This is a genomic window from Bradyrhizobium sp. UFLA05-153 (assembly GCF_054185185.1).
Genome location: NZ_JBBIAM010000044.1, coordinates 43451 through 70136 on the forward strand (window position 1 = coordinate 43451; position 26686 = coordinate 70136).

Annotated in this window: 27 protein-coding genes; 12 read left to right on the forward strand and 15 right to left on the reverse strand. The window is 63.7% G+C overall.

Translation table 11 applies throughout. The features are described 5' to 3' along the window. Positions 1–114: 114 nt before the first annotated feature. Together Q2941_RS24950 and Q2941_RS24955 are read left to right on the forward strand one after the other, a co-directional pair. Positions 115–1902 carry a type I secretion system permease/ATPase gene (locus Q2941_RS24950; protein ID WP_051389619.1) on the forward strand — a complete coding sequence of 596 codons (1788 nt, stop codon included), beginning with the start codon at positions 115–117 and terminating at the stop codon, positions 1900–1902. Next, positions 1899–3320 carry an HlyD family type I secretion periplasmic adaptor subunit gene (locus Q2941_RS24955; protein WP_458194013.1) on the forward strand — a complete coding sequence of 474 codons (1422 nt, stop codon included), beginning with the start codon at positions 1899–1901 and terminating at the stop codon, positions 3318–3320. The genes Q2941_RS24950 and Q2941_RS24955 overlap by 4 nt, the downstream gene beginning before the upstream one ends. Before the next feature lie 17 nt (positions 3321–3337). Here the strand turns inward: Q2941_RS24955 and Q2941_RS24960 are convergent, their stop codons facing one another. After that, entirely contained in the window at positions 3338–4114 is a 777-nt protein-coding gene (locus Q2941_RS24960; protein ID WP_027521557.1) for a response regulator transcription factor, read from the reverse strand. Positions 4115–4364: 250 nt separating this feature from the next. Next, a complete protein-coding gene (locus Q2941_RS24965; RefSeq protein ID WP_458194014.1) occupies positions 4365–4943 on the reverse strand; it encodes a hypothetical protein in 579 nt (192 codons plus the stop codon). Between the two features lie 265 nt (positions 4944–5208). On the opposite strand from Q2941_RS24965, the gene Q2941_RS24970 reads away from it, so the two are divergent. Next, positions 5209–5487, forward strand: coding sequence for a hypothetical protein (locus Q2941_RS24970; protein ID WP_027521555.1), 279 nt, complete (start codon positions 5209–5211; stop codon positions 5485–5487). 54 nt (positions 5488–5541) lie between these two features. Here Q2941_RS24970 and Q2941_RS24975 read toward each other — a convergent pair whose 3' ends face one another. The 10 genes from Q2941_RS24975 to Q2941_RS25020 form a co-directional block, all read right to left on the reverse strand. After that, positions 5542–7413: a bifunctional sugar phosphate isomerase/epimerase/4-hydroxyphenylpyruvate dioxygenase family protein gene (locus Q2941_RS24975; protein ID WP_027521554.1), complete on the reverse strand. Its 1872-nt coding sequence runs from the start codon at positions 7411–7413 to the stop codon at positions 5542–5544. Further along, a complete protein-coding gene (locus Q2941_RS24980; protein ID WP_027521553.1) occupies positions 7410–8468 on the reverse strand; it encodes a Gfo/Idh/MocA family protein in 1059 nt (352 codons plus the stop codon). Before Q2941_RS24980 ends, Q2941_RS24975 begins: the two co-directional genes overlap by 4 nt. Then, complete coding sequence (locus Q2941_RS24985) at positions 8465–9202, reverse strand: ABC transporter ATP-binding protein (protein ID WP_027521552.1); 738 nt, start codon at positions 9200–9202, stop codon at positions 8465–8467. The genes Q2941_RS24980 and Q2941_RS24985 overlap by 4 nt, the downstream gene beginning before the upstream one ends. A 10-nt stretch (positions 9203–9212) precedes the next feature. Then, positions 9213–9956: an ABC transporter ATP-binding protein gene (locus tag Q2941_RS24990; RefSeq protein ID WP_458194015.1), complete on the reverse strand. Its 744-nt coding sequence runs from the start codon at positions 9954–9956 to the stop codon at positions 9213–9215. Next, the gene (locus Q2941_RS24995) at positions 9953–10951 is read right to left on the reverse strand and encodes a branched-chain amino acid ABC transporter permease (protein WP_027521550.1); all 999 of its coding nucleotides are present in this window, start codon (positions 10949–10951) and stop codon (positions 9953–9955) included. Before Q2941_RS24995 ends, Q2941_RS24990 begins: the two co-directional genes overlap by 4 nt. Beyond that, on the reverse strand, positions 10948–11823 hold the full coding sequence (locus tag Q2941_RS25000) for a branched-chain amino acid ABC transporter permease (RefSeq protein WP_254109296.1): 876 nt from the start codon (positions 11821–11823) through the stop codon (positions 10948–10950). Before Q2941_RS25000 ends, Q2941_RS24995 begins: the two co-directional genes overlap by 4 nt. A gap of 167 nt (positions 11824–11990) precedes the next feature. Further along, positions 11991–13118: an ABC transporter substrate-binding protein gene (locus tag Q2941_RS25005; protein ID WP_027521548.1), complete on the reverse strand. Its 1128-nt coding sequence runs from the start codon at positions 13116–13118 to the stop codon at positions 11991–11993. A gap of 58 nt (positions 13119–13176) precedes the next feature. Further along, positions 13177–14052 carry a shikimate dehydrogenase gene (locus tag Q2941_RS25010; RefSeq protein ID WP_458194016.1) on the reverse strand — a complete coding sequence of 292 codons (876 nt, stop codon included), beginning with the start codon at positions 14050–14052 and terminating at the stop codon, positions 13177–13179. Positions 14053–14181: 129 nt separating this feature from the next. After that, entirely contained in the window at positions 14182–15120 is a 939-nt protein-coding gene (locus Q2941_RS25015) for a LysR family transcriptional regulator (RefSeq protein WP_254102272.1), read from the reverse strand. Positions 15121–15363: 243 nt separating this feature from the next. Then, complete coding sequence (locus tag Q2941_RS25020) at positions 15364–15540, reverse strand: hypothetical protein (protein ID WP_198031701.1); 177 nt, start codon at positions 15538–15540, stop codon at positions 15364–15366. 175 nt (positions 15541–15715) lie between these two features. Between Q2941_RS25020 and Q2941_RS25025 the strand changes: the two genes are divergently transcribed. The 7 genes from Q2941_RS25025 to Q2941_RS25055 all read left to right on the forward strand — a co-directional run bounded on the left by Q2941_RS25025 (position 15716) and on the right by Q2941_RS25055 (position 21184). Further along, complete coding sequence (locus tag Q2941_RS25025) at positions 15716–16444, forward strand: helix-turn-helix transcriptional regulator (RefSeq protein WP_027521545.1); 729 nt, start codon at positions 15716–15718, stop codon at positions 16442–16444. Between the two features lie 80 nt (positions 16445–16524). Further along, positions 16525–17184, forward strand: coding sequence for an acyl-homoserine-lactone synthase (locus Q2941_RS25030; RefSeq protein ID WP_027521544.1), 660 nt, complete (start codon positions 16525–16527; stop codon positions 17182–17184). Between the two features lie 10 nt (positions 17185–17194). Next, a complete protein-coding gene (locus Q2941_RS25035; protein ID WP_245287957.1) occupies positions 17195–17410 on the forward strand; it encodes a hypothetical protein in 216 nt (71 codons plus the stop codon). Between the two features lie 437 nt (positions 17411–17847). Further along, a complete protein-coding gene (locus Q2941_RS25040) occupies positions 17848–18765 on the forward strand; it encodes a branched-chain amino acid ABC transporter permease (RefSeq protein WP_027521542.1) in 918 nt (305 codons plus the stop codon). Continuing rightward, positions 18762–19706, forward strand: a complete 945-nt coding sequence (locus Q2941_RS25045; protein ID WP_027521541.1) for a branched-chain amino acid ABC transporter permease — start codon at positions 18762–18764, stop codon at positions 19704–19706. The genes Q2941_RS25040 and Q2941_RS25045 overlap by 4 nt, the downstream gene beginning before the upstream one ends. Next, positions 19699–20466 (forward strand): ABC transporter ATP-binding protein, encoded by a 768-nt coding sequence (locus tag Q2941_RS25050; RefSeq protein WP_458194017.1) that lies wholly within the window; start codon positions 19699–19701, stop codon positions 20464–20466. Before Q2941_RS25045 ends, Q2941_RS25050 begins: the two co-directional genes overlap by 8 nt. A gap of 4 nt (positions 20467–20470) precedes the next feature. Continuing rightward, on the forward strand, positions 20471–21184 hold the full coding sequence (locus Q2941_RS25055; protein WP_458194019.1) for an ABC transporter ATP-binding protein: 714 nt from the start codon (positions 20471–20473) through the stop codon (positions 21182–21184). A gap of 213 nt (positions 21185–21397) precedes the next feature. Here the strand turns inward: Q2941_RS25055 and Q2941_RS25060 are convergent, their stop codons facing one another. The 3 genes from Q2941_RS25060 to Q2941_RS25070 form a co-directional block, all read right to left on the reverse strand. Then, positions 21398–21697: a hypothetical protein gene (locus tag Q2941_RS25060; protein WP_254109293.1), complete on the reverse strand. Its 300-nt coding sequence runs from the start codon at positions 21695–21697 to the stop codon at positions 21398–21400. Between the two features lie 431 nt (positions 21698–22128). Then, positions 22129–23565, reverse strand: coding sequence for a glutamine synthetase family protein (locus tag Q2941_RS25065; RefSeq protein WP_458194018.1), 1437 nt, complete (start codon positions 23563–23565; stop codon positions 22129–22131). A 211-nt stretch (positions 23566–23776) separates the two neighbouring features. Continuing rightward, positions 23777–25135, reverse strand: a complete 1359-nt coding sequence (locus tag Q2941_RS25070) for an aromatic ring-hydroxylating dioxygenase subunit alpha (RefSeq protein WP_254109291.1) — start codon at positions 25133–25135, stop codon at positions 23777–23779. A gap of 111 nt (positions 25136–25246) precedes the next feature. Here Q2941_RS25070 and Q2941_RS25075 point away from each other — a divergent pair, with 111 nt between their 5' ends. Both Q2941_RS25075 and Q2941_RS25080 read left to right on the forward strand, forming a co-directional pair. Continuing rightward, positions 25247–26032, forward strand: coding sequence for an IclR family transcriptional regulator domain-containing protein (locus tag Q2941_RS25075; protein ID WP_458194020.1), 786 nt, complete (start codon positions 25247–25249; stop codon positions 26030–26032). Positions 26033–26177: 145 nt separating this feature from the next. Then, positions 26178–26507, forward strand: coding sequence for a PRC-barrel domain-containing protein (locus Q2941_RS25080; protein WP_027521534.1), 330 nt, complete (start codon positions 26178–26180; stop codon positions 26505–26507). Positions 26508–26686: the final 179 nt, after the last annotated feature.

Genomic DNA, 26686 nt, shown 5'->3' on the forward strand with positions numbered 1-26686 from the left:
TGGCGGGACCGGCGGCGCGTGCCGCCGGTCCCGGATTTGCAGCGAATGGTTCGTCGTCACGTCTGATCGACGGGCAGGCGTGAGGCCAAACCAAATCTCCGGCGGTGACGAAAAATGCTGATGCCGCCTCTCCGAACACCGCTTCTGCCATCGGCCCGGACTTCGTTGGAAGCCGCGCTTTGGGCCTGCGCGGGCCCGCTCGGTCTCGTGTTCGCGTATAGCTGCAGCTACAATCTGCTGCTGTTTGCGCCTTCAATCTACCTGCTTCAGATCTACGATCGGGTGTTGTCGAGCCGGAGCGGCGACACGCTTCTGATGCTCACCTTCATCGTTGCGCTCACGGTCGTTGTCGGTGGAGTGCTTGACGCATTGCGCCGCGTCCTGTTGGGCCGCCTTGGCGCGTGGGTTGAAGACCGACTTCGTCCTTCCGTGCTTTCGGCTTGCCTCGAATCCGCCTTTCGCGGCGATTGGGCCCAGTCGCCGGACGCATATCGGGATCTCACGGCTCTGCGCCAGTTCGTCGAGTCCAGCGCATGCCCGCTGCTGTTCGATGCGCTCTGGACACCCTTCTTTCTCGGTGTCCTTTTTCTCGTTCACCCGTTGCTTGGGGTCGTGGGAGCCTGCAGCGTGATTCTGCTGTTCGGTCTCACGCTTGCAGGCGACCTGCTCACGGACGATGCTACGGTCAAGTCCGGCGCAGCGTTGTCCAAGAGCTACGGCCGGCTCGCGGCTGCGATCGGCAATATTCACTTGATCCGCGCAATGGGAATGGTGGATGGCACGGCGCGCCTCATATACACCGACGCACAGGAAGCCCGCAGAGAGCATGATGTTGCGCTCTCGCGGCACGCGCTCATCATGCTCGCGACCAAGCCGGTACGAGCGCTGTCGCAGGTCGTGATCATGGGAGCGGCAGCGTGGCTCGTTCTCGACTACGGCAAGAGCCCGGCGATCATTTTTGTGGCGACACTGATGTCTGGCCGCGCCATCGCACCGGTCGAAGGTGCGATTGCAAGCTGGAAATCACTCGCGACGGCCATGAAAGCCTATCGGCGACTCAACGCCGTGCTCGCCGCAATTCCGGCCACGGGCGTGAATGCAGAATTCCCGTCCCAGCAGCCGCTGAGCGGCCTCGTCGTCGATAACGTCAGCCTGAGATTGTCCGGGTCCAACAACTTTCCGTTGAAAGGCATCTCATTCAGTCTCGCACCCGGCGAATGCCTTGGCATCATCGGTCCGTCCGGCTCGGGCAAGTCGCTGCTTGGCCAAGTCATCGCCGGACTTACGATTCCAACGCACGGTCGTGTGCTGCTCGACAATGCCGACGTATCGCTGCTCCGCGAGGGACGAGGCGGTCGCCATCTCGGATACCTCCCTCAAGACATCAATCTCTTTGGCGAAACGATAAACGAGATCATCGCGCGTCTTGACGATGCCGATCCGCGGGAGATCGTCGAGACCGCCAAGCTCGTCGGCATCCATGACGCGATCATGCGACTGCCGCAAGCTTACCACACCGTGGTTCCCGGCGGGGGCGTGGCCTTCTCTCGCGGATATCGCCAGCGCCTCGGTCTTGCTCGGGCCTTCTTCCGCAACCCGCGCCTCGTCGTTCTCGACGAGCCGAACGCCAGCCTCGACTACGCCGGGGAGCGGATGCTGCTGGACGCCATCGAGCAGTTGAAGATCGCCAATGTCACGGTGGTCGTCGTCACTCACCGGATGGGCATCCTCGGAGCCACGGACAAGATCGCCATCATGGAAGGCGGCGCGGTCATCGCGTTCGGCGAGAGCGAGGAAATGTTCGAGCGGCATCTGAGCAGGCCCCAGGTGATATCGCAAGCCGCACCGGCCGAGAGCGCGCCTGCAACCGCCAAGGCGCCGGGACAGCCGGTCCGCCCATGATCCGGAAACCGAAAACGCGCGTGCCCCTGCGCACCCCACCCGCCGAGCGGAGGCTTGGAGTCGTGATTACCGCAATCGACGATTACGAGCCCCTTGAGTTTCCATGGTGCACGGCCCCGACGCCGATCTCGCCACGGACGAGGCTGCGCGGGGTGACGCTCGCGGGCAATCTGCTCGTGCTCTGCTTCATGCTGGGGCTGGGGACGTGGTCGAGCCTTGCGCCTCTGGAGAGCGCGGCGATCGCTTCCGGCGTCGTGGAATCGGAATCGAGTCGCAAGACCATCCAGCACCTGGAAGGCGGCATCATCGGAAAGATTCTGGTTTCAGATGGCGACGTCGTGCGTAGCGGTCAGGCAATGATCGCGCTGGACGACACCAGGGCTCGTGCTGAAGTGCAAAGCCTTCAGGGCCAGCTGTGGGATGCAATGGCACGTGAAGCCCGGCTCGACGCCGAGCAGCGGGGATATGAGAAGCTCTCGTTTTCGGAGACGCTGGAGCATGCGGCCAGTGCGAATCTGGCCGCCGCCACCATTCTGTCGACGCAGCAGACCGTCTTTTTGTCGCGGCGGAAGGTGTTTCAGTCGCAGGTGACGGTGCTTCGAGAGAGGCGAGGACAGGTCGAGAAGGAAATCGAGGGCCTCAAGGCCCAGGAGGCCGCCGTCGCGCAGCGCACCGACATCGCCCGGGAGGAACTCGACATGGTCGCCACCCTCGTCAGCAAGGGCCTCGAGCGGCGACCGCGTCTTTTGAACCTTCAACGGGAACTGGCTGACATCGAGGGGCGTCGGGGCGAGATCGCCGCGCAGATCTCACGTGCCGGGCAAGTGATCAGTGAATCGCAGGCAAACCTGATCAAGCTCGAGAGCGACAGGCAAAACGAGATCGCACAAGCGTTGCGTGAAGCACAGAACCAGATATTCCAGTTGCGCGAGCGGTTGCCGGCGGCCCAGGACCAGTTGTCGCGAACAGTGATCAAGGCGCCTGAGGACGGCGTCGTGACCGACCTCCGGGTTCACACGCCGGGGGGCGTGATCGGAGCGGGGGCTCCACTCATGGATCTGGTGCCCCGGCAGGATCGCCTCATTGTCACCGCGCGCCTGAGGCCCGAGGACATCGATGTGGTCCATCCGGGCCTGAATGCGGAAGTGCATCTCCTGCCGTACAATCAGCGTCGTGTGCCGCGGCTGAAGGGAATCGTGACACATGTGTCGGCCGACCGGCTTCTCGACAAGCGCACCGACCAGCCGTACTACGCGACGAAAATTCGCGTCGACGACGCACAGATCGCCGCAAACGATATCCAGATCATCCCGGGGATGCCGGTTCAGGTTTTCATTACGACAGGACGCGGTACCGTCGCGCTTTACGCCCTAAGGCCCCTGCTCGACAGCTTCCATGGTGCGTTCCGCGAGGATTGAGTATCGCGGGTTGGCACCTATACCTCGGGAATCGAAGACGCGTTCGCGTCGGTGTCGCGACCGTGTGCTGACAGTCGTCCGCTCCAGCGGAGAACCGCCTCGGTGCGGTTGCGGGCGGCGCATTTTCGCATGATGTGCTGAATGTGCATTTTGACGGTGTTTTCAGAGAGATTCAGCTTGGCGGCAATCAACTTGTTGGGCAGACCAAGCTCCAGTTCCGTCAGCACCTGCTGCTCGCGAGGTGTGAAATCGGTCGTATTCCTGTCGGCCGAGCTCCTGTCACCATTCGAGTACGCTGATGCAAGTGCGCGAGGATATGACTGGTCGAGCCCGGGTGCCTTGCTCAACTCGATGACCGGCAGTGGCCTGTAAACCCCGCCGGCCAAAACAAGGCGCAGACCGGCAACAGCGACTTCGATGGGAAGCGAGGTGGGGAAGAAACCACGCACACCCCGCTGCATTGCGGCGAGTGCGGTGGCCTCGTCATCACGATTGGAGATGAGGGCGATTGAGGCGTTCAGGCAGCCCTCGGCGATCAGCGCAAGATCGTCCTCGACGGTGCGATCGTCCGGCGGCTTGTCCCCGATGCTCAGCGCGACCAGACGAACGTCCCGTGTGGGCACGCAATCCAGTCCCTGGGTGGTCGCCATGTCGACGATCTCGAGCGACGCCAGCTCGCGCCTGAGGATGCTCAGAATGCTGGTGCGCGTGAGCGTGAGCGGCTCGATGAGCGCCAGGACAGGCAACTGCAGGGATTCGTTGAGCCGTTCAGCGGAATGAACCTGATCGTGCATAATATCCTCGAATGCAAAGAACTCTGTAAGCTCACCTCACCAATTCCGCGACCGCAACGCATTGCGCATCGGGAAGCCGATGCATCAGTTCTGTCTTGCGGTCCTCCTGCGCACCCTTAGGCCGGGGCGCAGCTGTCAGTTCAGTTGCCCGGAAATTCTTTCCACGCAATTCATCGCACGGCCGCGCGCCTGGCGATGCACTCCGGTCTTCATCGCGCGCAAACCTCCCTTTTCGCTTTCACCTCACGCTCTAGTTGCAGATGTTGCGATAGGCGATCGCCGCCGCCGAGCTTGCCGGTCCGTCGACAACGTAGGCATCGTTCTCCTTCACGAGATAGAGAAAGGGCCGTTCTCCGGTCTCCTCCCCTGACGCATTTTTCCCTTTGACGCGCCCGCAAATGGTGTCCACGGAACGCCCCAGTGTGTTCTTCCTGTTGGCCCGCTTCATATCGCTGAATTCGGCGGAGTTCGGATTCTCCATCTTTGCTGCGATCGAAGTCTTTGCCTTACTCAATACGGAATCTTCCGCGGCCGAATTGGATGGCGAGACGCGGATCCGTGTCGCCGGAGGCGCCGCTTTGGCCAGAATGGTGTCGCCGCGCTTCTTCTCCGATGGCCTCTTGCTCGATCCTGCCGCGGTCGCAGGACTCGCCTTTGCAATCGAGGGATCCGACCCGAGGGCAGCAGGCTTCGCTGTCGGCGGTTGAGCCATTGCCACCCTGTCAAAACAGGGTTGCGAGCCGCAGCCCAGGAAGTAACCCTGAGAGGGGGCAAAGAAGCCAAAGCCGATCAAAATTCCGGCCAGCACGCCAATGAAAAGCAGTCCCATCCGATTCGACTCCCCGGGGGCGGAGCTCGGTTCACACTTATGACTAAGACGTACTTTTGCGCTGGTGACCCATTAGTTGCGCAAAAGCATTAAGCGCTCATTAAGCGTTTTTCAGATCAGAGGTTGCGTATCATGCGCTATATCGCGCGAAGATTGATTTAATCGGCGCGTCGCGTGACCTTGCGCTGGTCCGATTTCAGACTCAAATCCGCCAGCGACTCAGTGAATTCCTTCGAAGGCTCGGGGGCCTGTTCGGGGATTTGCCATGAGTAACGAATATTTGCCGCTCAGCGAGAAACAGGAAGCTATTTCGACTGCGGACGATGCCGCGTCCAATGATGCGTTGAGATTCCTGTCACCACAGCTTCTGGAGGAGTTCGACGACGATGAATCGCCGCCAGATGAGGTTCTGCGGCTCCTTGAGGAGAATGCGCGGCTTCGTGCGCTTGCGGTCGAGCTGTCGAACCTCGTCGGAAACCTGTCCGATCGAGAGTGGGATGCCGCGCTGACGCCTGCCGAAGATCGTCGAAAGCCCGGTAAGTAGTCAGAGTTTGGCTGCTGTCGCCATCAAATGCAGCACCAAACGTGCTGCATCCACTCAGATCCTCGGCATGCTCGCGGGGCGAACCTCGCGCGCTTGCGCTGCGAGGCGGATGGCGGCGTTCGCTGCGCCAAAGCCCTGGTAGTTGCGACGCTCGACGATCTCGAAGAAGAAGCGCTCGTCGAAAATGTGGGTGTAGACCTGGAAGAACTCGCCGTCGCCCTCGCGGTCGTAGAGGATCTGGTTCTCGCGAAGCTGCGCCATCACCTCGGGCGCGAGATCGTACTTGGCTTCGATGTCGTCGTAGTAATTGTCAGGGATTTCCAGAAACTCCGCACCGCGCTCGCGCATGGCGGCTACCGTCGCAAAGATGTCCTGGCAGGAGAAGGCGATATGCTGCACGCCTGAGCCAAAAAACTCAGAGATGAAGCGCGCCGGCAGCGTGCGGTTGGCGGAGGAGCCGTTGAGCACGAAGCGCAGGCTCTGGTCGCCATTGATGATCGCCTGGCTCTGCACGAGGCCGCGCGGGTCCGCGATCTCCATCTGCGGAAGGCGGGTCAGATCGAGGATGCCGGTGTAGAACAAGAGCCAGGACAGCATCTCGTCATAGGGCATCGACTGCGCGATGTGGTCGACCGCGAGAAGCTGATCGGCGCCGGCGTTGCTTGCGATCTCTTCGAAATCGGTGTCCCAGTTCTTGCCGGCCTGGTCGAGGAAATAGAGCAGGCTGCCGCCAACGCCGTGGATCGCAGGGATCTCCAGCTCGCCCGGACCGACCGGAGAATAGAAGGTGCGCGCTTTCAGGGCTTCCGCGCGCGCCATGGCGCGGCCGGAATCGTCGACGTCGAGCGCGATGGCGCAGACGCCGGGGCCGTGCGTGACGTAGTGCGAATGCGCAAAGCCGTCGGTCTCGCAGTTGATCACGAGCTCGACCTTGCCTTGCGTCCAGCGCTCCACCGCCTTGCTGCGGTGCTTGCCGGTCTTGCGGAAGCCGAGCTGCGAGAACAGGCCGGCAAGCTCCTCCGCCTTGGTCTCGTTGACCGCGAACTCGACGAAGCCGGTGCCGCGGGTCTTCGCCTTCGGTGCGAGTTGCTTGTCGGCGAGCTTCGGCCATTTTGCCGCGAGCTGGTCCTGCAACAGGATCAGCGAGCGCAGGCCGTCGGTCGCCGTCTGCGCCGCGGAGCCGGCGCGGAACTGGTCATTGAAGATTTCCAGCGACAGCGGCCCGGCATAGCCGGTCGCCGCGATCGCCTCCATGAATTCGCCGACAGGCAGGTCGCCCTGGCCGGGGAAGGAACGGAAGTGCCGGCTCCAGGAGAGGATATCGAGCTCGAGCTTCGGCGCGTCGGCAAGCTGTACCAGAAAGACCTTGTCGCCGGGGATCGAGGCCATCGCGCGTGTCGGGAAGCCCGGCGCCAGAGCGTGAAAGCTGTCGAGGATGACGCCGATCGCGGGATGGTCGGCACGGCGCACGATCTCCCAGGCATCCCGGTAGTCGTTGACGTGACGTCCCCAGGCCAGCGCCTCGTAGCCGACGCGCAAAGAGCGCTTGGCAGCGCGATCGCCTAGCTCGCGGAAATCGTCCGCGGCGCGGTCAATGCCGCCGAGCGAGGCCGGCGAGACGTTGCTGCAGATCAGGAGGAGATCGGTGCCGAGCTCCTGCATCAAATCGAACTTGCGCTCGGCGCGGGCAAAGTTGCGCGAGCGCTGCGGCTCCGGCATGCCCTCGAAGTCGCGGAACGGCTGGAAGGCACAGATCTCGAGATTGAGGTCCTTGCAGAGGCGCGCCACCTCGCGCGGGCTCGCGCCGAACGACAATAGGTCGTTCTCGAAAATCTCGACGGCATCGAAGCCGGCCGATGCGATTGCGCGGAGCTTTTCGTCCAGCGCGCCGGAGAGGGAGACCGTTGCGATCGAGCGTTTGTTCATGCTGCCTGCTCCATGATCCGGCCCGGCGATATCTTTTGTCCCGTGCGCGCCGCTTCACTGACGGCTTCGACCACGGCGAGTGTTCCCATCGCGTCTTCGACCGAAATCAACGGTTGCTCGCGGCCGGCGATCACCGCCTGGAAATGCCGGAGCTGCTCGGCGAGCGGATCGTAACCGGAGAGTGCGACGGGCTCGCGAACCAGCGGCGCGTGCCAGCCGGGATTTTGTGGGTAGGACCACAGCTCCATGTTCGGCACCGACAGCGAGCCGTTCGTGCCGGCAAAGACGTAGCAGGGCTGGTCCTGCTTCGGGTAGACTGCGTTCTCGCCCGCGGTCAGCTCCCAGCTCCACGGTGCGGGCGTCGCATCGGACACAGTCACAGTACCGAGCGCGCCATTGGCGAAGCGCAGCAGCAGCGCGGCGGTGTCCTCGACCGCGAAGCCGCGAACCTTGTTCGAGGTCAGCGCCTGCACCTCGACGATCTCGCCGCAGACGAAGCGCAGATTGTCGATGTCGTGAATGAGATTGATCAGCAGCGGTCCGCCGCCCTGTTCGCGCCGCCAGACGACCTCGAAGTAATCGTCGGGCTTTTTCAGGAGCCACAGCCCGACCACTGCGGTGAGCTGGCCGAGCTTGCCGTTCGCCACCGTCTCGCGCGCGGCCTTGATGATCGGATTGTGCCGGCGGTGGTGGCCGACCAGCATCGGCACGCCGCTCTGCCTGACCGCCGCGCAGAGACGTTGTGCGGTGGCGACCGTGTCGGTCACCGGCTTCTCGATCAGCGCCGGCGTCTTTGCGGCGACGCAATCGAGCGCCATCTGGAGATGCAGCGCATTCGGCGAGGCGATGATCAGCCCGTCCGGCTTTTCCTGCTCCAGCAGCGCGCGGTGATCTGCGTAGCAGGGCGTGCCGCGCGCCTGCGCATAGTCTTTCGCCGCGGGCGAGGGATCGGCGATGCCGGCAAGCGCGCAATCCGGCGAGGCGTCGATCAGCTCGATATGGCGGCGGCCGATCAGGCCGGCGCCGGCAACGGCGATGCGCATTTTCTCGCTCATGCGGCACTCTCCTCCATGGCGCCGCCAAGGAAGAGCTGGCCGATGCGCGGGTCATTCAGGATGCGTTCGGCCTTGTCGAACATGCGGGTCTGGCCAAGCTCGAGAACAATGCCGAAATCGGATATTTCCAGCGCAGAGCGCGCGTTCTGCTCGATCATCAGGATCGTCACGCCGCGGTCGCGCAAGGATTTGAGGATATCGAAAGTCTGCTGCACCATCAGCGGCGACAGGCCGATCGAGGGTTCGTCGATCAGCACGAGTTTTGGCTCGAGCAGGAGCGAGCGTGCGATCTCGAGCTGTTTCTGCTCGCCGCCCGACAGTGTCGAGGCCTGCTGTGCAGATTTCCGCCGCAGTGCCGGGAACAGGTCGAGCGCAGCCTCGATGCGCCCGGGCAGGTCGATGCCCTTCTCGGCCGCGACGCCGCCGAGCTCGATGTTGTGACGCACCGATAGCTCCGGAAAAATGTTGCGGCCCTGCGGGACGTAGCAGATGCCGGCATTGAGCAGGGCGCGCTGGCTCAAATTCGTGACGTCACGGTCGGCGAAGCTGATCTTGCCCTCGCGCAGCTTCAACAGGCCGAAGATCGCCTTGAACACGGTCGACTTGCCGGCGCCATTAGGGCCGATGATGGTGGTGATGGTGGCTTGCGGCACGGCGAACGTGGTGCCGTTCAGGATGGTCATCTTGCCGTAGCCGCCGACGAGATTGTGAACCGAGAGGATCGTGTCGCTCATCGCTCGCTCCTCAATGTCCGAGATAGGCTTCGATCACGGCGGGGTTCTTGCGCACCTCGTCCGGCCGCCCCATCGCCAGCACCTTGCCTTCCGCCATCACCATCACGCGCGAGCACAGCGACATCACGAATTCCATGTTGTGCTCGATCACCACGAAAGTCGCGTTCTTCTCGCGGTTGATCGCGATCAGGCGCTCCTTGAGGTCCGACAGCATCGTCGGGTTGACGCCGCCGGCAGGCTCATCGAGCAGCACGAGCCGCGGTCCGCCCATGAAAGCCATCGCGGCATCGAGCAGCTTCTGTTGGCCGTAGGAGAGGCCGCCGGCCGGCTCGGCGGCGAGATGATCGAGCTTGAAGAAGCCGATCATCTGGTTGGCGGCGTCCGTCAGCCCGGCGTCGGAGCGGCCGGCGAGGCGCGAGGCCATGTTGCCCTGGTGCTCCTGTCCGGCAAGGATCAGGTTCTCGCGCACCGAGAGTTTTGGAAACACCTGCAGGAGCTGGAAGGTGCGGCTGACCCCGAGCTTGTTGAGCTCGGAGGGGCGCAGGCCCGTGACGGTCCTGCCGTCGAGCTTGACCTCGCCGCTGCTTGGCGTGAGCTGGCCGAGGATGCAGTTGAACAGCGTTGACTTGCCGCAGCCGTTGGGCCCGATCAGGCCGAGGATCTCGCCTTCGCGGACATCGAAGCTGACGCCATCGACCGCTGAGATGCCGCCAAAGTTCTTCTTGATATTGGTGACTTCGAGCACCGCACTCATTGCGCCGTCTCCAGGCGGGATTTCGCGACGGCCCTGAGCGCAGACGCAGCCTTGGTGCGTCGCGCGGCCATGTAGCGATCGAGGATCCCCAGAATGCCGGTCGGCGACCAGATCAGGAGCAGCATCACCGCGATCGCGTAGAGCATCAAATAATAGCCCTCGGTAAAGCGCAGCCATTCCGGCAGCAGCACCGCGATCATCGCGCCGAGGAAGGGACCGAAATAGAAGCCGGCGCCGCCGACGATCACCATCATCAACAGGTCGAGCGAGAGCGACAGGTTGAACGGCACCGGATCGATATATTGCGTCAGCGGCGCATAGAGCGCGCCGGCGATGCCGCCGAGCGCCGAGCCGATCGCGAACGCCATCAGCGTGTAGCGGCGGGTGTCGACGCCGAGCGATTGTGCGCGCAACGGGTTCTCGCGCAGCGCGATGAAGGCGCGGCCCCAGGGCGAGCGGATCAGCCACCAGACGGCGAGCGACACGATCGCAAGCGAGCCGAGGCAGACATAGTAGAACGGCAGCGGCTTGTTGGTCGCGATGCCGAAAATATGCGGCCGCGGAATATTGGAGATGCCGTAGATGCCGCCGGTGAGCCAGCTCTCGTTGCGGAACACCAGGAAGGCGAGGGTGGAGAAGGCGAGCGTGACGAAGGCGAGGTAGTGGTGCTGCACGCGCAGCGCCGGATAGCCGAGCACCCAGCCGACCGCGAAGCTCAGCACGATGGCTGCTGCGATCGCGGCGGGCAGCGGCCAGCCATGGGTCGTCATGATTGCCGCGGCGTAAGCGCCGATGCCGACGAAGGCGCCCTGGGCCAGCGAGACCTGGCCGGCATAGCCGAGCGTGAGGTTGAGGCCCATCGCGGCGATCGTCATCACGGCCCACTGGCTCAGGATGAACAGGCCGTAGCGATTGAAGTTCATGGGAACGACGATCAGCGCGGCGATGACGGCGATGCCAAGCGCGATCTTCAGGGGTTTGGCAAATCCGCTCATACCGTGCGCTCCTCTGCGCGGCCGAGCAGGCCCTGGGGACGGAACAGGATGACGATGATCAGGACGAGCATCGGCACTGCCGCGCGGTATTGGGTCGAGACGTAGGAGGCCGCGAGATTATCGAGCACCCCGATCAGGAGACCGCCGGCGATCGCGCCGCGCACCTGGTTGAAGCCGCCGACGATCGCGGCGATGAAGGCGGCCTGGCCGAGTACCTCGCCGGAAGAGAATTTCGCCAGATAGATCGGCGTGATCAGCAGCGAGGCCAGCGCGACCAGGAAGGCGTTGATCAGGAAGGTCAGGAGGATCATGCGCTCGACGGGAACGCCGATGATGCGCGCCACTGTCGGGTTCTGCGCCGCGGCCTGCATCTGGTGGCCGAGCGAGGTGCGGTTCAGAAGCGTGGTCAGCCCGACCACGGCGAGAATGGCGACGACGAGCACGCCGATGCTTTGCAACGAGACCGCATGTCCAAAGACAGAGATGTCACCGGTCGGCACGATCGAGGGGAAGGGCGAGGCCTCGGCGCTGAAGAACTGCTTCACGGCTTCCTTGATGCCGATCGCTAGCGCCATGGTGGCAATTGCCAGCGGCAGCACGCCATGGCGCATCATCGGATCGACCAGCAGCATCTTGAAGGCGAGGCCAAGCAGGACCATCGACAGCAGGATGCCGAGGATGATGGCGAGCCAGAACGGCGCCCCCACATGCATCGCCGCCAGCATCAGGAACGCCGGCAGCATTACGAACTCGCCTTGCGCGAAATTGATCGTCTGCGAGGTCTGCCAGAGTAGCGTGAAGCCAACTGCCACCAGCGCGTAGATCGCGCCTGTTGCAAGTCCCGCGACCAGAAGATCGAACAGATTGGACATTTTCCCCTCTCCCCGCGCTGCGTTCTTCTCCCTCTCCCCGTTCTTACGGGGAGAGGGTGGGGTGAGGGGCTCTCTCCGCGAGCTCATCGCTCACCGTGTCCGCGGAAGCAGCCCCTCACCCCAACCCTCTCCCCGCGAAGAGCGGGGAGAGGGAGTATCGCACGCGCTCACTTCAGCTTCGGCAGCACCTGCTTCACCACCTGCTTGCCTTCCACGACCTCGACCAGGAAGCTCTGGCGATCGATGTCGCCGGTATCGCTGAAGGTGACGTCCATCAGAATGCCCGGCTCGTCTGCGGCCTTGATGGTCAGGCCGTGCAGCGTGTCGGCGAACGCCTTGGAGTCGACCTTGCCCATCTTCTCGGTGGTGGCCTTCACCATGTAGACGGCGAGGTAGCCCTTCAGGCCGTTATGGTCGGGCACGTAGTTGTACTTCTTGGAGAACCGATCGCGGAAGCCCTTGATCAAGTCGACTGGCGCATCCGTGGTGAGGCCGACATGGCCGCGCGCGCCGTTGGCGGCATCGCCGGCCAGCTCGATCACCTTCTGGCCGATCAGCGTGGTTTCGCCCATCAGCGGCGCGGTGACGCCTTGGCGCTTCAGCTCTTTGAGGATACGCGCGCTTTCTTCTTCGTTGAGATAGACGAACACCGCGTCCGGATTGGCAGCCTTGATCTTGCCGACGTCGGCGGCAAAATCGGCCTGGCCCGCTTCGGTGGAGAGATCGGCGACCACCTTGGAGCCGAGGCGCTCGAGCTCCTTCACGACGACGTCGCGTCCGCCGCGGCCGAAGTCGTTGTTGACCCAGACCACCGCGACCGACTTCGCCTTCATGTCGTCGTGGATGTACTTGGCGACCTTCGGCATCGAGGATTGCTGGCCGAAGGAGGTGCGGAACAAGAACTTGTTGCCCGCTTGCGTCAGCTCGGCGGCCTCGCCACCCATGATCTGCGCGATGCCGGCTTCGGCGGCGAGTGGCGCGGTGACCTTTACCGATCCGGAATAGCCGGGTCCGAGCAGCACATAGGGCTCGGCGTCGAGCGCCTTCTGGACCTGCGCGCGTGCCACGCCCGGGTTGGACTGCGAGTCGGCATGGGTGACCTCGAGCTTGCGCCCGAGCACGCCGCCCTTGGCGTTGATCTCCTCGATCGCGAGATCGATGCCGTTCTTCCAGTTGGTGCCGACGGTGGCGCCGCCGCCGGACAGCTCGGCGACGTCGGCCAGCTTGATCGGCTGCGCAAAGGCGCTCGTTGCCATGGCAACCGCAAGCAGGGCGCCCAGTAGTGTCGATTTCATCTCACTCCTCCCGTTTCTCTTCAGTTATGCAAGCGGCCTTGTTTCCGGCCGCTTTCCGTCAAGCTGCCTGATAGGTGGCGCTGCGCGCCGCCATCACGGCGTCAAAAGCCTCGCCCATGACCTCGGTCGACGGGGCAAGGCCGGTGAACAGTTCGAACGCGTCCGCGGCCTGGTAGATCGCGAGCTCGCGCCCGGTCATGATCCGCGCGCCCTTGGCCTGCGCGGCCGCGAGCAGCGGGGTGATCAGCGGCGAATAGACGGCATCGGCGACCCAAAGGTCTGCACGCAGCAGCGCCGTCGGCACCGGCGTGTCGCGGTTCGGAAGCATGCCGACCGGCGTGCCGTTGATCAGGCCGGTTGCACCCTCGAGCGCATCCTCGACGCTCGAGGCGACCTTTGCGCCGTTCTCGGTCAGGAGCGCGGCGAGCTTCTCGGCTCGCGCCGGTTCGCTGTCGACGATGCGGATGTCGGCGACCTTCTGGCTCGCCAGCGCAAAGGCGATCGCCTTGCCGACGCCGCCGGTGCCGATCACGGCGACCGCATTGCCCGCGGGCGCCAGCAGCGGCGCCACCGCACGGGCAAATCCCGTGGTATCGGTGTTGTGGCCGATCAGCCGGCCATCCCGGACGACGACGGTGTTGACCGCGCCCATGGCGGCTGCGCCCGGCGCAAGTTCGTCGAGCAGCGGCACCACCGCTTCCTTGTAGGGATAGGTGACGTTGACGCCGGCAAAGCCAAGGCGCCGCACGCCCTCGAGCATCATGCTGAGCCCGGTCGCATCCGCGCCGGCGACCTCGATGAGCTGGTAGTGGCCGCGCAGCCCCAGCGCCTCGGCGGCGCGCTCGTGCATGGCGGGGGAGGCGGAATGCTTAATCGGCGCGCCGATCAGGCCGGTGAGGAGTTTCTGAGATACAGCAGGTCGGCTCGTTGACATGATCCGGATTGGTCTTGGTGTGTGTTTCGCCACGCGGTGTCGCGCGGAAATCGGCAAAGCTCAAGCCCGACGATAGCCTGTCCCCGGCCTAACACAATTACCCATTTATCCTGCAAACCTAACATAATGTTATTTTTTTCGTCCGCGCGTCGCGGCGCCCTTCTGGCCGCTGCGCGACGGCTCGACCGCGCGCATCTCGGCGCGGAGCTGCTCGATGAAATATTCGACGTGAAGCGAGAGCGGCGCGCCGCGCTTCACCGCGATGTAGGTGTCGAACCGCGTCGGCTCGGTGATCTTCAACAGCTCGATGCCGGGATAGCCGCCATGGGCGACCGTGAACTGGTCGATGATCGCGATCCCGAGGCCCGCCTTCACCAGCGCGCACACCGTGGTGCCGAAGCGGGCGCGGATGGTGATGTTGTAGTCGAGCCGGTGACGGGCAAAGATCTCGGCCATGATCCGCCCGTAAGGATCGTTCGGATCGATGCCGATCAGCGGATAGCGTGTGATTTCGGCCGCCGAGACCTGCTTGCGGCCGGCGAGCTCATGGCCGGGCGGCACGATGCAATAGAGCTCGCCGGAAGCGAGCGGCATGAAGTCGAGGCCGGAATGTTCGAGGCGGTAGCTCATCGCGACGCACTCGCCGCGCCCGAGCATGAGATAGTCAATGGCTTCCTCGAGCTTCAGGATGTTGATGTCGATGCCGATATCCGGATAGCGCCGCCGGACGCGCTCGATCGCGCGCGGCACCATCACCTGCGAGATGCTCGGCACCGAGCCGATGCGCAGCTCCGACAGTCCGCCGCGGCCGATCTTGGAGATGATCTCGGAGAGGTCGTCGACCTTCTTGTAGACGCCGTTGATCTGCTCGAAAATGTTCTCGGCCTCGGGCGTCGGAAAGTAGCGTCCGTTCTGGCGCTGGAAGAAGCGGATACCGAGCGAGCGCTCGGTGTATTTGACGAGACGGCTGATGCCGGGCGCCGAGACGTTCAACAGCTTCGCGGCGCCGCCAATGGTTCCCGTCACCATCACGGCACGGATCACTTCAACCTGGCGCAGCGTCATCATGCTCTAGGATAATCCCCGACGAACGATCGTGAGTGACCATCATTTCACGACAGGCGTCATGTCATCCAGCCGCAAATGCCTGTCAACGTGCGTAAGCTCGGAATGCTTGCCCTCTCCCACAAGGGAGAAGGGGAAAACCAAAATTCGCGGTGAGATTGTTTCGACTAAATTCAGTGCGTTCGAATTGAAAAGCGGCGCAGGTTGCGCCAGCGTTTCATCACACGCTATTGCTGCAATTGCGTTCTAGCGTGCCGGCCCGTCGGGCGAAACGCTATCGGGCAGCTCGGTGCGTTCGCTTTCCAGCACCTCGCGCGCGAACTCGATGATCTTCTGCTTGTTCGTGGTCTCGCGCACAGCGAAGAACACGCGGTTGAGTTCCAGGCCGAGCACGCTGTTGAGGGCGATGTTCTCATCTTCCATCGTGGCTTTCCCGCTCCAGACGATGGAGGTGTATCTTGACCCCCCTTCCTCCACAAGTAGATTAAACCTTCAGAGCGTGTTGCACCGTGAAACTACGGAGGCGACGCATTGAGGCGACGCCCGAGTCAGGTTACAACGCGATCTGCGCAGGCAGGCAGGGGGCAGGAACGAACCGATGTCCGCCGTGGACTATGGCCGCGAAGCTCTCGACTTCATCGAAGGACTGGAAGCCTACAGTAGGGTTCCGGATGCGATGGACGCGCTTGAGGCGGCATTTGGCCGCTTCGGCTTCGAGCACATCATCGTCACGGGACTGCCGAATCCGGAGCAGCACTTCGAGCAGATGGTGCTCGCCAAGCGCTGGCCGGCGGAATGGTTCAGGATGTACACCGAGAGGAACTACGTCCGCTTCGATCCGGTGATCCGGATGTGCCGGCAGTCGGTGAATCCCTTCGAATGGTCGGAGGCGCCTTACGATGCCGAGCGGGAGCCCGGTGCGGTGGAGGTGATGAATCGCGCCACCGATTTCCGCATGTCGCGCGGTTTCGTCGTGCCGATCCACGGACTGACCGGCTATGAGGCCGGCGTTTCGCTCGGCGGCGTGCATCTCGATCTCAACGCGCGAAGCAAGCCGGCGCTGCACCTGATGGCGATGTATGGCTTCGACCGCATTCGCCGCCTGCTCGATCCGCGTCCGACGCCGCCGGCGCTGCTGACGCCGCGCGAGCGCGAGGTGATCGCCTGGGCCTCGCAAGGCAAGTCGGCCTGGGAGATCGGCGAGATACTCCACATCACGCAGCGGACCGCGGAAGAGCATCTTGCAACCGCTGCGCGCAAGCTCGGTGCCGTCAACCGTACGCATGCAGTCGCGATCGCGATCAGGCACAAAATCATCAATCCATAAGCTCTCACTGGGAAATTTCCCAATATCGAATCCGCCTCTTTTCAACGAGGCTTCCCCCGTTTCGAGGAACGGGGGATTTCATGATCCACGCAGTTTCATCGGCGAATCGCTATTTGTACGAAGATGTCGTCGAGCAACACTTCCGCTTGCGGCACGAGATATTCGTCGACGAGCGCAAGTGGGAAGCGCTGCGCAAGCCCGACGGCCGCGAGATCGACGCCTACGACGACGAGGATGCGATCTACATGCTCGCGCTGGAGAGCCGCCGGGTGATCGGCGGCTACCGGCTCTATCCGACCACCAAGCCGACGATGATGAGCGAGATCTTTCCGCATCTCGCTGCGGTGCGCGGCTGTCCGGCGGACGCGCTGGTCTGGGAGTGGTCGCGCTTCTTCGTCGCGCGTGATCGCCGCGACGGAACCGTCAATCTGCAATTGATGGCATCGGCACAGGAGTTCTGTCTCGACCAGGGCATCGAGCGTCTCTGCCTCGTCATGGAGACCTGGTGGTTGCCGCGCTTCCACGACATCGGATTCGTCGTCACGCCTCTGGGATTGCCCGCGCTGGTCGACGGCTCCTGGACCATGGCTGCCACGATCGACGTTTGCCGGGAGTCGCTCGATATCGTGCGCGAGCGGATCGGCATGGCGACCGTCGTGCGCCAGGACGGTCCGCGCCTCAATGCCATCGCCCGTGCCAACACCTGCGGCCTCACCGCCGCGCAACGAAAGACCGCCTGAGATGTCGAACATGATGCGAGACAGCCAAACCCTTGCGAAGCTCAAGAAGAAGATGAAGGAAGAGAATCTCGGCTACATGTCCGACATGGCGCTCGAACTGGCGCAGATGGCGGACGATTGCGGCCACGCCACGCTCGCCTATCTGTTCCGGATGGCGGCGCTGGAAGCCTCCACCGTGGATTCCCCCGCTGCCGACGATTTTCCTCACCACATGAGGTCGCACTAGTTGCGGCGATGATCCTGCTCGCTCTCCCCGTCCTTGCGGGGAGGGGGAGTTCTCTTTTTCCCTCTCTCCCGGAAACAGGGCGAGGTGATAGCACCGGTCGCAGTGCAACGGTGCCCTCCCGCAGGATCGCCCCGAGCATGCACAATGGGTTGTGTGCGAACGCAGACGACAACCTGACCGTTCAACATCGGTCGAGCCGGTCCGTTGAGGACAGGTGCGGCAGGTTGACCCATCCTCCCCAGCAATCTTCTTGCTTGGCGCGCTCATCGCCTGTTCGATGAGATGCAACAAAGTGCATGTCGGGCGCAGAATCGCTCTTGCGTCGGAACGATACTGCCGTTACCGATTTTGGCCTTGAAGAGGCAGGGGGAGCTCTTTCACTGATGGCGGCCGTGTTCGAACATCGGCGCAACGTGATGCGTGGCTGAAGAGCATCGATGCTGCTCGTCATCGAACAATTCCTCAACGGATTGCAGTTCGGGCTGCTTCTTTTCCTGCTGGCCGCCGGCCTGACGCTGGTGTTCGGGATCATGGATCTCGTCAACCTCGCGCACGGCTCGCTCTACATGATGGGCGCCTATTTCGCCGCGACCTTCGTCGCATGGACCGGCAATTTCCTGCTGGGCGCGCTGCTCGCGCTGGGCGCGACGCTCGTGCTCGGCATCGTGCTCGAAGTCGTGGCACTCAGGCATCTCTATGGACGCGACCATCTCGACCACGTGCTCGCGACCTTCGGCCTGATCCTGTTCTTCAATGAAGCGGTGCGGTTGATCTGGGGGCCGGCGGGCCTGGCGCTGCCGCTGCCGCCCTGGCTCACCGTTCCGGTGCCGATCCTGCCCGGCATCTATTATCCGGCCTATCGGCTAGCCATCATCGTGGTCGCGCTTCTGGTCGCGCTGCTGCTCTATCTCGGTGTGATGCGCACCCGCATCGGCATGCTGATCCGCGCCGGCGCCTCCAACCGCGAAATGATCGGCGCGCTCGGCATCAACATCAAGCTGCTCTACACGCTGGTGTTCGGCCTTGGCGCGGCGCTCGCGGGCCTCGCCGGCTTGATGCAGGCGCCGATTCTCACCGTGCAGATCGGCATGGGCGAGAACATCCTGATCCTTGCCTTCGTCATCATCGTGATCGGCGGCATCGGCTCGATCCGCGGCGCGTTCCTCGCAGCGATCTTCGTCGGCATGATCGACACGCTCGGCCGCGCCTTCCTGCCGAACCTGCTGCGCCAGATCCTGAGTTCAACCGCAGCGTCCACCGCCGCGCCCGCGCTGTCCTCGATGCTGATCTATCTCTTGATGGCGATCGTGCTGGTGGTGCGGCCGGAGGGGCTGTTTCCAGCCAATCGTCGATGAAGGCTTTGACCGTGAGCAAGGCCGTCACGGCCCTGGTGCTGGCAGGCCTCGTGCTGCTGCCGCTCTATTCGCAGCTGTCCGGCAACATCTTCATCTTGACGTTGTTCACCCGCATCGTAATCCTGGCGCTCGCGGCCGCGAGCCTCAACCTCATCATGGGCTATGGCGGCATGATGAGCTTTGGCCACGCCGCCTATCTCGGCATCGGCGGCTACGCGGTCGGCATTCTGGCGCAGGAAGGCGTCGGCTCGGGCTTCATCCAGTTCCCGGTCGCGCTTGCGGCGTCCGCGCTGTATGCGCTCGTGATCGGCGCGCTGTCCTTGCGCACGCGCGGCGTCTATTTCATCATGATCACGCTCGCCTTCGCGCAGATGGCCTATTACGTCGCCTCGGGCCTCGCGCGCTACGGCGGCGACGACGGTCTCACCGTCTACAAGCGCAGCGATTTTTCCGGGCTGATCAATCTCTCCGGCCGCGTGCAGTTCTACTATCTTTGCCTCGCCTGCCTGCTCGGGGTCATCTTCCTGATCTGGCGCATCGTCAATTCGCGCTTCGGTCTCGTCGTGCAGGGGCTGCGCTCGAATGAGCAGCGCATGCAGGCGATCGGCTTTCCGGCAAAGCGCTACCAGCTCGTTTGCTTCGTCATATCAGGCACCATGTGCGGCCTCGCCGGCGCGCTGCTCGCCAACAACACCGACTTCGTCAGCCCGGCCGTGATGTACTGGACCCGATCCGGCGACCTCATGGTGATGGTGATCCTCGGGGGCATGGGTACGCTGTTCGGCCCGGTCATGGGTGCGGTGGTGTATCTGCTGCTGGAAGAATTCCTGTCGCAGATCACCGAATATTGGGCGCTGATCATGGGCCCGCTCTTGCTGCTGATCGTGTTGTTCGGGCGCGGCGGCATCATGGGCCTGCTCGGGAGGGCTGGTCGTGGCTGAACCGCTGCTCCGCGTCGAAAAGCTGGTGCGCCGCTTCGGCGGCATCACCGCGACCGACCATGTCTCGCTCGATGTTTCGGCCGGCGAGCTGCATGCCATCATCGGCCCGAACGGCGCCGGCAAGACCACGTTGATCAGCCAGCTCACCGGCCACCTCTCGCCGCATGCGGGCAGCGTCTCGCTCGGCGGGCGCGACATCACGTACCTGCCGGCCTATCGCCGTTGTGCGCTGGGGCTCGCGCGCTCGTTCCAGATTACCTCGCTGCTGCTCGACTTCACCGCCGCGGACAATGTCGCACTCGCGGCGCAGGCGCATGCCGGCACGTCGTTCCGCTTCTTTGCCAATGCGCGGAAGGAGCGATCCTTGCGCGATGCCGCGCACGCCGCGCTCGATCGCGTCGGCCTGTCGCATCGCGCCGATGTCGTGGTGAGCAGGCTCAGCCATGGCGAGCGGCGCGAGCTTGAGCTTGCGGTCGCGCTGGCGAGCAAGCCGAAAATCCTGCTGCTGGACGAGCCGATGGCCGGCCTTGGCGTGAACGAATCCCAGCGCATGGTGAAGCTGCTTCAGGATCTGCGGAAAGAAGTCTCGATCGTACTGGTCGAGCATGACATGCCGGCGGTGTTCGCGCTCGCCGATCGCATCTCGGTGCTGGTCTATGGCCGCGTCATCGCCTCCGGCGATCCCGCCGCGATCCGCGGCAATGACGAGGTCAAGCGCGCCTATCTCGGCGACCAGCATGTGGTGACGCGCCATGGTTGACCGGATGGCCGACACGCTGCTCGACGTCGACGGCATCGAGACCTGCTACGGTCTCTCCCAGGTGCTGTTCGGCCTGTCGCTGTCCATCAAGGCGGGCGAGATGGTCTCGTTGATGGGCCGCAACGGCATGGGCAAGACCACCACGATCCGCTCCATCATGGGCCTGACGCCGGCACGCGCCGGCGCGATCCGCTTTGCAGGCTCAGAGGTGCGGCAGCTTCCGTCCTACAGGATCGCGAAGCTCGGCGTCGGCCTGGTCCCCGAGGGACGCCAGATCTTTCCCAATCTCACCGTGCGCGAAAATCTCGTCGCGGCTGCCGCCGACCGCTTCGGCAGCGACAATCCCTGGACGCTGGCTGCGATCTACGTCTTGTTCCCGCGGCTGGCCGAGCGCGCATCCAACATGGGCAACCAGCTCTCCGGCGGTGAGCAGCAGATGCTCGCGATCGGCCGTGCGCTGATGACCAATCCAAGGCTCCTGATCCTGGACGAAGCGACCGAAGGCCTCGCCCCGCTGATCCGCGAGGAGATCTGGAATTGCCTGTCGCTGCTCAAGAAGCGCGGTCAGTCCATCCTGGTCGTCGACAAGAATATCGACCACCTCGCCCGCATCTGCGACCGCCACTACATCATCGAGCGCGGCAAGACGGTGTGGAGCGGCACCTCGGACGAGCTGACGGCCGAGCCGGAATTGCAGCACCGGTATCTGGGGATTTAGGTTTTCGGCAGCTCTACCGCGCGTCGGGGGTGAGGGGTGATATCCTCGTGCCAGCCTTTCGGTGTCGTCCTGGCGCAGGCCAGGACCCATACCGCGGAATCTATCGATTGTGAGTGGTGGGAGTACCGGACCACCGATCTTCATCAAACTCCTCCCTGGGGTAATGGGTCCTGGCTTTCGCCAGGACGACATTCGGGAGGTAGTCGATCCAAATCACCAATAGATCCCGTGGCGATGCAGTTCGCGGATGACGCGGGCTTCGACTGACGGTTCGCGATGCCTGGGCTTGCTTGAAGCCGTCGTCTTTGGCTCGGTGGTCGCGGCGGGAGCGGTGGTTTGCGCGGGCGGTGTTGCCATCGGCGTAGTCGTCGTTGTCGTCACCGTCGCCTGCGGCGTCGTGGCGGCCGTCTGCTCGTTCGCATTGGTGGCGGCGACGCTCAGGCTCCGCGAGCCGCCGGCATAGGCCTGCGTTGCCAGCAGCGAGATTGCGGCAATCATGACCAGCTTGCGCATGGGATACCCCGCTATTTGGTCAATCCGCCTTACCTAAAGGTAGCAGTCGCGCTCAGCGCGACAGGCGGTGCACGCCGATCTCGATCAGGGTGGTGCGGCAAGACAGGCGGTAAATCAGGCTGAACAATTGACCCCACATGACCGAACTCCATTGTCTGATCATATGCTGGCAACCTAGCTCCGCAATCTTTCCGGCTGTTTTCGAGGGATGCGGAAAATGGCTTCGTCCGGCGGCGACGTGATGTCGTCGGAACAGGCGGGACGAAGTCGCCTCACGGCGGTGTGAGATGTGCGGGCCGTCATTCCGGGGCGGTCCGGGAGGACCGAACCTCCGAGCGCAATTGCGCTTCGGGGAATCTCGAGATTCTCAGGTGCGCAAGTGCGCACCATGGCTCGATGCTGACGCATCGCCCCGGAATGACGTCCTAAAACTAGAACATCTCGAAATATTCGCGATGCTCCCAGTCGGTCACCTCGGCCAGGAAGCGGTCGATCTCGGCATTCTTGATGTGGGTGTAGTAGTCGACGAACTCGGCGCCCAGCTTCTCGCGGAAGAACGGGTCGTCCTTCAGCGCGCCGACGGCATCGCGCAGGGATTTTGGCAGTAGCGGCGCCTTGGTCTCGTAGGGCGCGTCGGCCGACGGGCCGGGATCGAGCTTGCGATCGACACCGTCCAGCCCCGAGAGGATTTGCGAAGCCATGTAGAGATAGGGATTGGCGGCGGGCTCGCCGATGCGGTTCTCCAGGCGCGTCGCCGGATCGTTTGTACCGCCGAGCACGCGGATCATCACGCCGCGATTGTCGCGGCCCCAGATCGCGCGGTCCGGCGCCAGCGAATAAGAGCGGTAGCGCTTGTAGCCGTTGATAGTCGGTGTCGTGAATACAGCCGAGGCGCGGGCGTGATCGAGCAGGCCTGCCAGCCAGGCGCGGCCGAATTCGCTCAGCGGCTGACCGGCTTCCTTCGCCATGAACAGATTCTCAGCCGTCGCGCGCGAGACGATCGACTGGTGCAGATGCCAGCCGCTCGCGAATACGTTCGGCAGTTTTGGCCGGCACATGAAGGTGGCGTGATAGCCGTGACGGCGCGCGATCTGCTTCACGGCGGAGCGGAACAGCACCATGTTGTCGGCGGGCTCGATGCCCTTCCGCGGCTGGAAAGTAAATTCACACTGGCTCGGTCCGAACTCGACCTCGACGGAGCGCAGGGGAAGCCCGAGCGCCACGATGTCGCGGCGCAGGATTTCCAGCACCGGCTCCATCTGATCGAAGCGCTGCTCGGTGAGGTACTGATAGCCGTGGCTGAGCAGGCTCACCGACGGCGGCGTGCCGGGCTGGCCGGCGTCTTCGGCGCGCATATGCGCGTCGTCGAGCCTGAAGATGTGGAATTCGACTTCGAGGCCGGCGACGAAATCATGGCCGCGCGCGCCGAGCTCGTCGAGCACGCGCCGGTAAAGGTTGCGCGTCGCGAACGGCACCGGCCGTCCGTCATTGAAGTAGAGGTCGCACAGCAGCCAGCCCGTGGTCGGCGCCCAGGGCAGGACGCGGAATGTCGTGGGATCGGCGACCATAAGCACGTCGGCCGCGCCCTCCATCTCCTTCATGCCGAAGCCGCCGCCTGATGTGAACACGGGAAACACCGTGCGGTGCGATGTGTCCTTGGCGAGCATGGTCGTGGTGATGGAGCAGCCGCTCTCCAGCGACGCGATGGCCTCCGATGCGATGATGGTCTTGCCGCGCAAAATACCGTGCTGGTCGGGGAAGGCGAGGCGGACGACCTCGAGGTTCTTCTCCTCGGCGAGCCGCCGCACGCGCAGCGCCGCGTCCTTCTGCTCGGCCGACCAAAGCCCATGACGCGCGACGAAACTCACTTGGGTAGTTCCTTCTCGCTCGGTGAGAATATAACCCACGCTGTCATCGTCCGCCTTGTGCGCAATTTGCGCACTGGGGCGACGATCCAGTATTCCAGAGACGGTACGCGTCCACGAGAGGCCGCGGCGTACTGGATGCCCCGCCTTCGCGGGGCATCACAGCGGAGAATGGGGAGCCGCCGTCGCGACCTGCTGGCAGCGAACGGCATTATCACTCCGCCGCCGTCAGCCGGTGCACGTTATCGGCAATGTCCTTCGGCACCGGTGCCATCCAGGGCGCGCCGCGCCTCCGCTTGACGTCGACTTCCATCCAGTAGGTCTCCCAGCCCTGGGTCGGGCCGATTCCGTCCATGGTCGCCGGCCCCTGGATGCTGCGTGCGTTGCTGTCGTCGAGATGCAGCATCGGCTTCTCGCCGCCCAAGACCTTCTCGATCTCCTGCCGGAGCAGGCGGCGAAATTGCACGATCGCCTTGTCGCTCTGCCCGAGATGCTCCTTGGTGCGGTCCTGGATCGCGCCCATGGATTCCACCGCCCACTGGTCGTGGACGTTGATGTCGGTGCCCATGCCGGTATAGGTCACGGTCTGCTGCTCGTGCGGATCAAAGCCGTAGTCGTTGGCCTTGTTCTTGCGGGAGATGTAATCCGGCAGCTCGTAGAGCTCGAGCCGCTGGTCGCGCATCTTTTGCTTGTCGACCGGGTTGGTGTAGCTGGTGAAGATCGCGTACCAGTAGCAGTTCTCGTCATCGACCGGCACGTGCCACTGCGTGATCGTCATCTCCGTGCTCATGGGAATGACGAAGCCGTGCGGGAAGAGCTGGTTGGTGACGCGCACATGTGTGCGCTCCTCGTCGATCTCGCGCAGCGCGATCAGCCGCAGACCGTATTCGGTGTGCTCGACATTGATGATGGGACGGTCGTATTCGCGCAGGATTTTGGTCATCGGCAGTTCGGAGCCGGCGGATGCGCCGCGGAACTGCTTGCCGTAGGCGGTCGAGGTGTCCTCGTCCTCGAAGAAGCGGTGCAGATAGGAGGCGTGCGCGGGATCGATGCCGACTTCCAGCGCCTGGAGCCAGTTGCAGGCCATGTGGCCCTTGAACGCAAAAGTGTGCGTGCCCGGCGCGACAAAACAGTCGAGCTCCGGAAAGGCCGGCGGTTCACCCTCGCCGAGAAAGGCCCAGAGGATGCCGCTCTTCTCCACCACGGGATAGGAGCGCTGGCGGATGTTCTGGCAGAGCTTTGAATCCCTCGGTTCGGCCGGCGTCTCGATGCACTGCCCCGTCGCGTCGAACAACCAGCCATGGAAGGCGCAGCGCAGACCGCCATTCTCGAGCCGTCCGAAGGCGAGGTCGGCACCGCGATGCGCGCAGTGGCGGTCGATCAGGCCGTAGCGGCCGCTCTCGTCGCGGAACAGCACCAGGTTCTCGCCGAGCAATTTGACGGGCCGTACCGGTCGCGCGCCCTCCAGCTCGTCCACCAGCGCCGCCGGCTGCCAGTAGCTCCGCATCAGTCTGCCGCAGGGATCCTTCGGCCCGGTGCGCGTGATCAGGTCGTTCTGCTCCTGGCTCATCATGGCGGTCGCGTCCCTTTTGCTCGGAGTGGCGTTGTTCGCCTATTGAACGAATGGGCGAATTATGACATGCGTTGGTTTGGCAGCAAGCAATATTTTGCAGGCGCGGAGCGGATGCCCAAGCTGAAGCGGAACGAGACGGAGGAGCGAGCGACGGATTTCGTCGAGAGCCTCGATCGCGGCCTGCGACTGCTCCAGACCTTCGGCACGACCGCCGGCCCGATGACACTGAGCGATCTTGCTCGCGCCGCCGCGCTGCCGCGCGCCACCGCACGGCGCAGCCTGTTCACACTGCAGCGCGGCGGATTCGTCGCGAGCGACGGCAAGTTGTTCTCGCTGACGCCGCACGTGCTGACGCTGGCGGCGTCGTATTTGCGCTCCAACCAGCTCGTCGCCGTGCTGCAGCCGTTGCTCGACCGCGTCGCAACCGCGGCGCAGGAGATCTCCTCCCTCGCCGTGCTCGACGGCGATGACGTCGTGTTCATCGCGCGCGGCAGTCCCATGCGGGTGTTCTCCGGCGGGCTCGAGATCGGCTACCGGCTGCCGGCGTTTTGCACCTCGGTCGGCCGCGCTATGCTCGGACAGTTCGACGACGCGGCGCTCGCCGCCCGCCTGAAGAAGATGAAGCGCGAGGCGCTGACGGCGCAGACCGTGACCGATCCGAAGCTGCTCCTTGCGCAGATCGCCGCCGATCGGGCGCAGGGTTTTTCGCTGGTCGATCGCGAAGCCGAGCCGCATTTCCGCTCGATCTCCGTGCCTGTCCGCCGCTACGACGACACCATCGTTGCCGCCATCAACATGGGCGCCCATGTCGATCGCGTGCCGACGCAGGAGCTGATCGACCGCTTCCTGCCGCTGCTGCGCGAGGGCGCGGAGTCGGTGCGCTTGCAGTTGCTGTAGCAGCGTAGGGTGGGTTAGCGAAGCGTAACCCACCGCTTCTCTCTCCGTGGGACGAAAAGAGGTGGGTTACGCTGACGCTAACCCGCCCTACATTTCCGTCGCCTGTGCTATAGTGCGCGCAACGCAAGAACCCAGGGAGCACGCCATGCACACCATGGTTCCCAGTGATCGCGTTGAGCATGTCGCCGTCTTCGGGCGCGACGGCACGAAGCTCGGCACGATCGAGCGGCTGATGCTCGACAAGCTGAGCGGTACGGTCGCCTATGCCGTGATCAAGACCGGCGGGCTGCTCGGCACCCACCATCACTATCCCCTCCAGTGGAGCGCGTTGAAATACGACCCGCACCGCCAGGCCTTCCAGGTGGAGGTGACGCTGGACGAGCTCAGCGCCGGCCCGTGCGAGTTCGACGGCGAGGAGTTCGACTGGGGCGACCGCTCGCGAGCCTACCAGCATCCGAACTACTGGTCGGTGTAGCGACATGTGTAGGGTGGGTTGGCCAACGGGTCCGCGCGAAGCGCGGCCCGATGACAGGCTCCGCGTAACCCACCGCTTTTCTCACAGCGCGGACAGCAAAGAGGTGGGTTACGCTTCGCTAATACTACTGAGTCAGTTGGTCGCGGCGGCTTAGGTGTGAGAATCAAGTATCTGTAGGG

Coding starts and splice junctions, on each gene's coding strand:
- Q2941_RS25040 (WP_027521542.1), top strand. CDS start 17,848: ATGCTGCTCGTCATCGAACAATTCCTCAACGGATTGCAGTTCGGGCTG.
- Q2941_RS24950 (WP_051389619.1), top strand. CDS start 115: ATGCTGATGCCGCCTCTCCGAACACCGCTTCTGCCATCGGCCCGGACT.
- Q2941_RS25020 (WP_198031701.1), bottom strand. CDS start 15,540: ATGGAAGATGAGAACATCGCCCTCAACAGCGTGCTCGGCCTGGAACTC.
- Q2941_RS25035 (WP_245287957.1), top strand. CDS start 17,195: ATGATGCGAGACAGCCAAACCCTTGCGAAGCTCAAGAAGAAGATGAAG.
- Q2941_RS25030 (WP_027521544.1), top strand. CDS start 16,525: ATGATCCACGCAGTTTCATCGGCGAATCGCTATTTGTACGAAGATGTC.
- Q2941_RS25025 (WP_027521545.1), top strand. CDS start 15,716: ATGTCCGCCGTGGACTATGGCCGCGAAGCTCTCGACTTCATCGAAGGA.
- Q2941_RS25045 (WP_027521541.1), top strand. CDS start 18,762: ATGAAGGCTTTGACCGTGAGCAAGGCCGTCACGGCCCTGGTGCTGGCA.
- Q2941_RS24995 (WP_027521550.1), bottom strand. CDS start 10,951: ATGAGCGGATTTGCCAAACCCCTGAAGATCGCGCTTGGCATCGCCGTC.
- Q2941_RS25070 (WP_254109291.1), bottom strand. CDS start 25,135: ATGATGAGCCAGGAGCAGAACGACCTGATCACGCGCACCGGGCCGAAG.
- Q2941_RS25080 (WP_027521534.1), top strand. CDS start 26,178: ATGCACACCATGGTTCCCAGTGATCGCGTTGAGCATGTCGCCGTCTTC.
- Q2941_RS25010 (WP_458194016.1), bottom strand. CDS start 14,052: ATGTCAACGAGCCGACCTGCTGTATCTCAGAAACTCCTCACCGGCCTG.
- Q2941_RS24960 (WP_027521557.1), bottom strand. CDS start 4,114: ATGCACGATCAGGTTCATTCCGCTGAACGGCTCAACGAATCCCTGCAG.
- Q2941_RS25060 (WP_254109293.1), bottom strand. CDS start 21,697: ATGCGCAAGCTGGTCATGATTGCCGCAATCTCGCTGCTGGCAACGCAG.
- Q2941_RS24975 (WP_027521554.1), bottom strand. CDS start 7,413: ATGAACAAACGCTCGATCGCAACGGTCTCCCTCTCCGGCGCGCTGGAC.
- Q2941_RS24955 (WP_458194013.1), top strand. CDS start 1,899: ATGATCCGGAAACCGAAAACGCGCGTGCCCCTGCGCACCCCACCCGCC.
- Q2941_RS25005 (WP_027521548.1), bottom strand. CDS start 13,118: ATGAAATCGACACTACTGGGCGCCCTGCTTGCGGTTGCCATGGCAACG.
- Q2941_RS25075 (WP_458194020.1), top strand. CDS start 25,247: ATGCCCAAGCTGAAGCGGAACGAGACGGAGGAGCGAGCGACGGATTTC.
- Q2941_RS25015 (WP_254102272.1), bottom strand. CDS start 15,120: ATGATGACGCTGCGCCAGGTTGAAGTGATCCGTGCCGTGATGGTGACG.
- Q2941_RS24980 (WP_027521553.1), bottom strand. CDS start 8,468: ATGAGCGAGAAAATGCGCATCGCCGTTGCCGGCGCCGGCCTGATCGGC.
- Q2941_RS25000 (WP_254109296.1), bottom strand. CDS start 11,823: ATGTCCAATCTGTTCGATCTTCTGGTCGCGGGACTTGCAACAGGCGCG.
- Q2941_RS24990 (WP_458194015.1), bottom strand. CDS start 9,956: ATGAGTGCGGTGCTCGAAGTCACCAATATCAAGAAGAACTTTGGCGGC.
- Q2941_RS25055 (WP_458194019.1), top strand. CDS start 20,471: ATGGCCGACACGCTGCTCGACGTCGACGGCATCGAGACCTGCTACGGT.
- Q2941_RS24985 (WP_027521552.1), bottom strand. CDS start 9,202: ATGAGCGACACGATCCTCTCGGTTCACAATCTCGTCGGCGGCTACGGC.
- Q2941_RS24965 (WP_458194014.1), bottom strand. CDS start 4,943: ATGGGACTGCTTTTCATTGGCGTGCTGGCCGGAATTTTGATCGGCTTT.
- Q2941_RS24970 (WP_027521555.1), top strand. CDS start 5,209: ATGAGTAACGAATATTTGCCGCTCAGCGAGAAACAGGAAGCTATTTCG.